7 protein-coding genes and 2 pseudogenes are annotated in these 9,136 nt (G+C 37.0%); 3 read left to right on the forward strand and 6 right to left on the reverse strand.

Features of this window, described 5'->3' with window-relative positions; genetic code table 11:
- The first annotated feature begins 116 nt into the window (after nucleotides 1–116).
- Nucleotides 117–866, forward strand: a complete 750-nt coding sequence (locus tag Xbud_RS05590; protein ID WP_099135130.1) for an FCD domain-containing protein — start codon at nucleotides 117–119, stop codon at nucleotides 864–866.
- A gap of 89 nt (nucleotides 867–955) precedes the next feature.
- Nucleotides 956–1,104 (forward strand): annotated as a pseudogene (locus tag Xbud_RS20390) (IS256 family transposase); the annotation flags it as partial.
- 381 nt (nucleotides 1,105–1,485) lie between these two features.
- Here the strand turns inward: Xbud_RS20390 and cuyB are convergent.
- Both cuyB and Xbud_RS05610 read right to left on the reverse strand, forming a co-directional pair.
- On the reverse strand, nucleotides 1,486–2,163 hold the full coding sequence (cuyB, locus tag Xbud_RS05600; protein ID WP_099135131.1) for a cysteate racemase: 678 nt from the start codon (nucleotides 2,161–2,163) through the stop codon (nucleotides 1,486–1,488).
- Nucleotides 2,164–2,464: 301 nt separating this feature from the next.
- The gene (locus tag Xbud_RS05610; RefSeq protein ID WP_099135132.1) at nucleotides 2,465–3,718 is read right to left on the reverse strand and encodes a dicarboxylate/amino acid:cation symporter; all 1,254 of its coding nucleotides are present in this window, start codon (nucleotides 3,716–3,718) and stop codon (nucleotides 2,465–2,467) included.
- A gap of 541 nt (nucleotides 3,719–4,259) precedes the next feature.
- On the opposite strand from Xbud_RS05610, the gene Xbud_RS05615 reads away from it, so the two are divergent.
- Nucleotides 4,260–4,532 (forward strand): nucleoside phosphorylase-I family protein, encoded by a 273-nt coding sequence (locus tag Xbud_RS05615; RefSeq protein ID WP_244589857.1) that lies wholly within the window; start codon nucleotides 4,260–4,262, stop codon nucleotides 4,530–4,532.
- Here Xbud_RS05615 and Xbud_RS05620 read toward each other — a convergent pair.
- From Xbud_RS05620 to Xbud_RS05640, 4 genes and pseudogenes are all read right to left on the reverse strand, one after another.
- A complete protein-coding gene (locus Xbud_RS05620) occupies nucleotides 4,520–5,128 on the reverse strand; it encodes a hypothetical protein (protein ID WP_099135133.1) in 609 nt (202 codons plus the stop codon). The genes Xbud_RS05615 and Xbud_RS05620 overlap by 13 nt on opposite strands.
- Nucleotides 5,129–6,025: 897 nt before the next feature.
- Nucleotides 6,026–6,835: pseudogene (locus tag Xbud_RS05630) on the reverse strand (DNA primase family protein); the annotation flags it as partial.
- 301 nt (nucleotides 6,836–7,136) lie between these two features.
- Entirely contained in the window at nucleotides 7,137–8,162 is a 1,026-nt protein-coding gene (locus Xbud_RS05635) for an RES family NAD+ phosphorylase (RefSeq protein WP_099135135.1), read from the reverse strand.
- A gap of 1 nt (nucleotide 8,163) precedes the next feature.
- Nucleotides 8,164–9,096 carry a sce7725 family protein gene (locus tag Xbud_RS05640; RefSeq protein WP_099135136.1) on the reverse strand — a complete coding sequence of 311 codons (933 nt, stop codon included), beginning with the start codon at nucleotides 9,094–9,096 and terminating at the stop codon, nucleotides 8,164–8,166.
- Between the last annotated feature and the right edge of the window lie 40 nt (nucleotides 9,097–9,136).

Genomic DNA, 9,136 nt, shown 5'->3' on the forward strand with positions numbered 1-9,136 from the left:
TCTTTCAAAACCACCTGTTGCAACAAGAATAGGTGGTTATATTTCTGGCATTGATGTCTTAGAATAACATCATTTTTAGTCGTTCCACTTAAGTATATTACCTTACGGCGGCATTAATGATGAACTTTGCAGACTCCAAACGTCCCTATCATGAAGTAGCCCAATCATTACGTCAGATGATTATAGAGATGGATTATTCTCCCGGTGATCGTCTACCTACAGAACGTGAAATTGCAGAAAAGTTCAGCGTTTCTCGTACTCTTATTCGTGAAGCGTTAATTGTATTGGAATTGGAAAACCTCATTGAAGTACGCAAAAGCTCAGGTATTTATCTCATCCAACTGCCATGCTCTTATTCAAGCGATACGACTATCAATGCCGCTGGGCCTTTTGAGTTATTACAAGCGCGTCAATTATTGGAAAGTAATATCGCTGAGTTTGCAGCGCTTCAGGTTACTCCGAACGATATTGCTAATATGCGTAACGCATTGGAAAAAGAGAAAAAAGATCTGCTTTCTGGATCAAGTGAATCCGGTGATAGGGAGTTTCATTTAGCCATCGCGCAGGCAACACATAACAGTATGTTAGTTGAATTACTTAAACAATCCTGGGCGTGGCGTGAGAATAATCCTATGTGGATGAAACTACACAGCCGAATTACCAATACTGACTATCGTAAAGCGTGGTTGAATGATCATCAGGCAATTTTGGCGGCTATGATCAAAAAAGATCCCGCAGCAGCGAAGCAAACGATGTGGCAACATTTAGAAAATGTGAAACAAAGTTTGCTTGAATTATCTGATGTGGATGACCCTAATTTTGATGGATATTTGTTTGAGTCTTATCCGGTTGGTATTGGAAAGTGAATTTGAGGTATTGAGGGAAACTAACTCTATATAATTTTATGTAATTACCTGTTTTTATGTTTGATTTATCAACTAAAGCAGGTGAAAAAATAGACGAAAAACAGTTACAACCCTTAGCGACTAAGTTGGCTCAAAATCTCAAGACCCCGGAAGTTCTGAGCCAGCTTTCTATTGTCTTAAAAAACTCACCGTTGATACCATCCTTAGGGCTGAACTAGCGGCACAACATAAATCTCATCCTACCACGATCGTTGATGGCGGATATCATGTTGAGTGACAAGCGTTTCGCACTCACATCAATAACACGCATTTTTCCATAATGCAGCGGCCATATCGAATTAAACAAACGTTAAACGATGTAAATGGCTTAAATCAACATTCTTGCTAGCCGAGTCAATAATAGTAAGTCGGTTCCTTATTCGGTTAACTAACTTTTGTTCTAATCCACTACTATCATTCTTCAAGAAGAATTCCTTCAGTACCAGTCCAGTACTTCAATTGGTAAAGATTCCCTCTAAATTAAAATAGTAAATTTAGCCACATATATTATATTTTTTCTTATTAACACAAAAAATAGTGAATATATTTAATAACAACTCTATTTCACTTCAATAAAAATCTAGCACCAAGCAATCGCCCTTCTAACCAACTCCTCGGTAGCATCAATATATTCCCCATTATTATCATTCCCTCTAAGAATAATCGGTATCTCACTACATCCCAGAATAAAATTTTCAACACCAATATCTTTAAGCTGAGAAATAATCGACTTCAATAACTGATATGCTCTTTCTCCATTTCCACTTTTATATACCAAAATACTTTCCATAATAATTACCTGTTGAATGTCATCAGGAATAACAAAATTTATATTCTCTTTTTTCAGCTTATCTTGATAAAGCCCTACCTTTATCGTCCCGGTTGTTGCCAGAATAGCAACGTTATTCATTCCTTCACTCACAATTTTATTACAAGTAATATCAATCATATTCAGGAAATGAACTTTGGTTGCTGCTTTTAACTCCTCATACCAATAATGGGCAGTATTACAGGGCATGATAATACACTGAGCACCTGCATCTTCTAATATTCTTAATGCAGCTATCATTTTTTTTAGCGGTGACTTTCCCCCAGAGAGAATATTTTCTGTCCTGTCAGGTATATCAGGAAAAGAAATGGCAATAACAGGAATATGTTCCTGATCGCAAGTTGCTGGTGTATTTTTAATTATCTTTTCCATTGTATCTACCGTTGCAGCGGGGCCCATTCCACCGAGTATTCCAATAATTTTTTTCATAGATCACCTCAGCAAATAATCATTATGATGACACAGCTATTACGGTTAGTAATTGCAATATTTCTATTCGCTATGTTGAATTTACATAAGGCTTTTCATTTATTGAAATCAACAAGAATGACTTTATAGGGCAGGTTTTATATTTAATAGTATTGAGCTGAAATGGTTATATGATGCTGTAACGCTGGAAGAGTTAAGAAGTTTGACACTTGCCACAGAAAAAAAGTATATCCCAATCATCTTTCAGCAAGGGAATACAGCAAGCCCTGATTCAAACTTCTTTCCTGACAACTTCTTTTTCTTATGCTCCCGACTTAGAACTGTTCTGTTTTTCCTCCATTTTAGCAATCACTGCTGTAGAAATACTGTTACCGACCACATTGGTTGCTGTACGCCCCATATCAAGGAGCTGATCGATGGCAAGGATCAGCAAAATACCCGCTTCAGGCAACTTGAACATGGGAAGGGTTGCAGCAACGACCACGACAGAAGCACGCGCTACACCAGCCATACCTTTACTGGTGACCATAAGCGTCAACATAATCAGGATTTGTTGTGTGATACTCAGGTCAATATTGTAAGCCTGTGCAATAAATAAAATAGCAAATGATTGATACATCATTGAGCCATCAAGGTTAAAGGAATAACCCAGAGGCAATACGAAGCTGGAGATTTTTTTCGGTACACCAAAGCTATTCAGTGCATTTATCGTTTTTGGGTAAGCGGATTCGCTGCTCGCGGTAGCAAAGGCCAGTGTCACAGGTTCCCTGATCAACCGCAGTAGTGAAAATATGTTCTTGCCGAGGAAAAGAAATCCAACAATAAATAAAACGACCCAGAGTAAAAATAACCCAAGGTAAAAGAGACCAATAAGCTTGCCATAATCATAAAGCAAACCTAATCCCTGTACTGTAATAGCCGAAGCAATAGCAGCAAAGACCGCAATCGGCGCTAATGACATAACGTAATCTGTAATGCGGAACATAACACGCGCCAAATCTTCAATCAGGGTTACAAGAGGGCTTTTTTCCTGGCTGTTCTGGTAAATATATGACAGTGCCAAGCCAAAAAAAAGAGAAAAAATCAGGATCTGCAAGATCTCATTATTCGCCATAGCCGCGGCAAAACTGCTGGGGAATATATGGCTAATAAAGTTTTTCAGGGAAAATCCGCTGGTATTGAAGCCCGTATCGATATTTGACTGTTGAGGAATAGTGATATTCAACCCAATACCCGGCTGAAACAGGTTAACTATTAGCATACCAATGCCAATCGAAACTAAGCCAGCGATAATAAACCATATCATCGCTTTGATGGTAATCCGCCCTACGGATGATGAACCGCCTATTGACATTAATCCAGTAACAATCGTAGCAAATATAAGTGGGGCAATAATCATTTTTATCAGACGAAGGAATACATCAATAATGATGTTGATATAGGAGGCAATTTCTTTTGTCTGACTGGCATCAAGGTATTGATGAAAACCCCAACCCGTTATCACTCCAAGCAGAATCGCGATAATGAGCTGCTGCATAAGTTTTTGCTTGTTCATGCTGACTCCTTATTCTCTGTAAATATTAAAGCCAGTTATTCTGTTTCTCTGCTCCCTGCTTTATCACCCCAACAAATGTTTAAGTTTTCTAACTTTTAATGAAATGCAAATGAGGGTTGAGATATGCAAGATACGCATTCATGTTGAAGATTGACATATCAATTTAAATGATTATTCAATATTTCCTTTAAACACATATTGAACAAGATTTAAATAAATTGAACAGTGGTTTCTAAAATAGTCAGATCGGGATATTAGTGTCGACCATTTTATATTTTCCGTATACGAAAAATTGGCAGGAGCTACACATATGATACACACCCTTAGATAACCATCATGACATCACATAATTTATTGAGATTACAATCCCAATTATCAATTACTCCTTTCTGTTTTCAGAATCACTCTCTTTATTAATTCAGTCCAAAACTTTATCCTTAGACATAACATTAAAATCATTTAACACAAATGAAGTCATAGAACAAAACAGCGATACCTAATATCACACCGTATTACAGGATAGTTTTCAGGAGAAAACGATATGCATAAGACAGCGGATATTTTAGAAAGTAAAAGCTATGTTGAATCAATGACAAATATAAAACCAACCATTGGCATTATTTTAGGTTCAGGTTTGGGGCCGTTCGCAGATACTCTCAGAGATGCAGTACATATCCCTTATAGCAACATTCCCCACTTTGCGAAATCAGAATCGGTTGGACATTCGAATGAACTAGTTATTGGTTCCATTGGTGGAAAAACTTATTATCACGAATGCATGTGGTGCAGTGAATACGGATTTTATCCCCGGTGATTTAATGCTTGGTCATGTATTAAATAGTTAGTTGTTGTGATATGCTTCCCGCCTTTTAAAGGTAAAGCATGACCAAAGTTGACGTCTATTGCCGTTATTGTCACTGCGAAATTAAGAGCCTTAACGGAGTGAGTTGTACAATTAACTCCAGTTACATCATAAATATCAATGATTTTCCCAAATTTTTTGGTGGACTCAGGCGCGTAAACACCGCCTATATTTTTACCTGTGTACCATAGGCCTTTAAAATACCTCATTATTGCAAAAATATCGGCGTCTCTAATGTTATAAACTTGAGCTTCCATTCTATAAAGTTCGGTTGACATATATTCAATTGCTTCATTATTCTGTAACCAAATTAAAACACCATCTCCAGTTAGCCCTAATGGCCCGGTATCAGCATAACGTCCATAAGTAAATACACTTATTCCACTTTCGGCATGAACAGAAATAAATGTATGGCCTGTACCCTTTGTTTCTACCCATAAAAAAATACCCTTAGATAGCCATCGACAAGTCGTGTCATACATATTTAATGTATGAGAGTCGAGTTTGTCTAAAATCCTTGATTGTCTGATTATATCCCTATTATTCATTTGTTTTTTATCCTTGCAAGAATATAAATAATAACCATTGATACCGAAAATGAAAATAATATCAAATGCATATCATGATTTTTAATAAATTTAAAAAAATTCGGAAAATTTAAGACGTAAATAAACGTAGATATATTATTTATTAGGGCAATTAAGAAGACAGAAAAAATCATTCTCAAACTGTACTTTAATTTATTTCGGAAAAAGAATATTGTGGCACATAAAACAAACAGAAAATTGTTAGCCAGCATTGCATAATCTGTGATCTGAATAAAAAAAGACAATTCAGATGGGGTGTATTCCTTGTTTGTCCACAGAATTATTACTTCTTTTATAGTTAAATCAATAGAAATAAATCCTACATTACTAAAAATAAATAAAATTGTTATTATCAGTATATTGAGTAATGACTTAATCCTCATTTAACGCTCCCTATCATTTTTGTCAGTTCGAAAACTAGCTCCAATTAGAAAATTTTTTATGTTACCCATAGTAATTGCACACTTGTGATACATTGCAGGACAGGATATACCAGAATTATTTATATATTCTAGTATGAGTAACAGTAAAGAGAGAAAATCGTGATTAATATTGCATATTAAACAAATAGATATAGTTACCTATGTTACATTTTGTTTAAGACAATATATTTAAAAATCACACTGACGCGCTGCGCTTGTCTTCTCCAAATTACCGGGCTAATGAATTAACCGAGTAATTTGGAGAGCTGAAAGATCACCTGCCAGAAAAACCATGTTTATCTACCCTCCCTGTTAAAGAATTAGGGATAAAACTGTTCACCCTATAATTAGTTGATATATTTAGTTTAAATTATAGGGTGAACAGTGGTGAATACTTTTTTATATTTCTTTAAAAAATTGCTGCAATAATAGAGAATTACTCTTCTGGCAGGTTATCCCTTGCCAGTTTCAGCATCCATTCGATAGCAGCGTCAAGATTCAGGCTCAGATTACTACGAATACCTTGTTTGCTTTTCTTGTGCAGGTAATGCTGACCGTACTCAGCCAGTGCGCCCGGCATATCCATGCCAAAACGAGTTACAGAAACAGGTTTATTCAGGTTATTGCCTTTCATATAAGCAAGGTAGGAGTGATAAAGGTATTTACGGGGATTGAACGGCACAATCTCCGCATTGCCGATTAACAATCCATCAGGTTCATGAGAAGCAATGAGATAACCGCAGAAATCAACCATTGAATCTGTACCACGTTTAATATCCAGAGCTTCTGCTGATTTCTGTTGCTCTGCTAGTAAACGCCTTGCAGATTGTGGATCAGCAAACCTATGAAGCAGATGCCGGATAATAACAGGCAATTCTGCTGCGATTTTATCTCGCAGGAGTGGATCACGTTCATTTTCCAGCACAACTTCGGAAAAATTAAAAATTACCCGACGCCGCAATACCCCACCACTGCGATCACTGAAACTCATGGCGTTATTGTTCACCGCCAATACCACAGCAGGAATACGGGTTGAATAGGGCTGTTTGTGCTTCGGATCAATGGCAACTTCATCACCTCCGGTGATTGCCTTGATGCCGGAGCCATCGCCCACATAGCGGGTCTGATCTGGCAGAATAATCAGAGAATAGCCGACAATCAGCGCCCGTTCCCGTGGGTTTTCCAGTGCTGCCATACTCGCAGAAACAGTATTTCCTTTGCCTGCCAGCATTGAACAAATTTCAGCAAAGTTTCATTTTTGGGGCACATTTACAATCGAAGTGTAGATGCCCCTTATGCCCCTTGGTGCATATTGATTGCAACAGACCACAGTAGACGTCAAAATAACGAAGTATCTTGATTTAGTGGGGTTTTTAGGGAGTTTGTAGACTTGGGTAGACGTTAGTAAACTAACGAATGGTGCGAAGGCCAAACTCGAACATCGCAACTATCCTTATGATCTTAGGTTAATAAAGTAAACTGCATTAGGGATGATACCATCATAGATACCAACAGTCCCAATTGGTGATAATCGAACAAAGAGTATATTAACCTTGTTTGCTTACACTTACTTCGACTTTATCTATATCATAAATACTTACATTGCCTCCAGTGGCATTTATCGGATCAAAAAGAGCAAGATTGATTCCATCGCTCACAGAACTGTTATAAAGCACTCCATGAAAGCCAGTTTTCTTTATAAATTCACATATATACTGGCTTGGGATATAATCAAGGGCTGCACTCTTTGGTAATACGGGTCTTGTTAGTTCGTAACCAAGTCGTTCAAGAAAAGGTATATCTGCAAGCATTTTTCCCATTTCACTTGGATCAGTTAATAAAAATGGGGAAACGGTTTCACGAGGATTTCTTAGGTCTATTAGAGTTAAGTTATCTTTTAAATTAAAATCTGCGACGCAAGCTCTATCACCTGTATGAGGACGAATCTCAGACAAAGCTGTTTCTGGTTTAGAGCCAAGATATAAATATGGTATACCTGTAGGGTTTGCTCTCCCATGACTAACTGTTCTCTTGGGAGGAGCCCCCATTTTGTCTACAGTGAAGACAGTATCATCTGTAAAAATACGGGCACGATACCAAGTTTGAGAAAAATCCTCTAAAGCAAGAAAACTTAATAACTCACCAAGTCTATCAGTATCAAGCGATTTATTGAGAAAATATCTGTTTTCATACATTAGCTCCTGACAAAGATTATCCCATAATGCAAGAGATTCACTTTTATAACTATCAGAAAGCACAAAGGATTTTCTTACAATATTCCCATCATCAAGTATATCACCTAATAGCTCTTTAGCATGAGCCTCATCTAAAAGAGGATGTGAAAATAGCTTCCAATCCTCTTTCAAATGTGCAACCACACTTTTACCATCCGGATGTTGTTCATAAATGTTTATTAATGAACTAAAATGATCAAATAAAGCATAAGGCTCAATAACCTCAATGTCTTTTGTACCACAATACGAACAATCACCAAAACTAGGGGAAAGTGAGGGTATGATATTTTTCTTTAACCCTTTATCCCCAAAACAATTCGCACAGCAGTACTTGATCATATTATTTATCATCCATGAAATCAGCCAAGGTTTCTATGTGGTGAATCATTGACAGTTTTTTTACTGTTCCTAAACCTGGGAAGTGGCTCGGATTATGCAATCGCCTAAACTCTTTAATGGCCGATGTTTCAAGCAACATAGATTCACCAGAGTTTAAAGCAATCATTAATTTTTCAAGTGATTGTGCGAACTTACCTGCTGGATCTGTTGGTGTATCATGTGTTGTCGAAACAAAATGATAGATGTACATTTCATCTTCATGCTTCGTATTAATATAAGTAAGATGAATAGCAACTGCATATGCAGGTCCACCTGACTCACTAAATTCATCTCCAACAATTAAAAAATCACCAAAACCATTCATACCCTCTTCTTCATAATTCAGATGAAGATCTGAAAAGAACTCAGAATCAGGATGGTCAGCATTTCGTCGTTTTTCGAAGCCATCTTTAATTAAAATTCTTTCTGAATCCGAAAAGTGCTTTCGATAGGCTTTAGAACAATGATTAGAAATGAATACATGCTTATATCCATCTCCAAATCTTTCATGTAATGCTTTGGGCTCATCAAATCCAGCATGAATAAAAGTGACTTCATGAGAGAGTTTTGAGTGAAGGAAGCTATCAACCTTAGCAATAGTCATACTCTTATCAAGAAGTATCCCTACAGAAATTTTCTCATACTTACTAAATTCTTTTTTTAATAATTGAGCTATACTTTGCCCATCAGTAGAGTGATCACCACATGCTGGGTTAATGATGACAATTGCATTACCATCATTTTCCTGGATTGTTTTCAGTGTTCGCTCAAGACCATTTAGGGCCTCTCTCACAGGCTCTATGATTGGAGTAAAACCTGCATCAGCCATTACATTAGCAGTATCTCTAATAGCCAACAGTTCAAATTGTTTCCCACGGAAATAAGGATAATACATAGTTTGTTACTCCCATAACAATGCCTCATTAAGAGGAACT

Origin of the sequence: Xenorhabdus budapestensis (assembly GCF_002632465.1) — a bacterium.
GTDB classification, from domain to species: Bacteria; Pseudomonadota; Gammaproteobacteria; order Enterobacterales; family Enterobacteriaceae; genus Xenorhabdus; species Xenorhabdus budapestensis.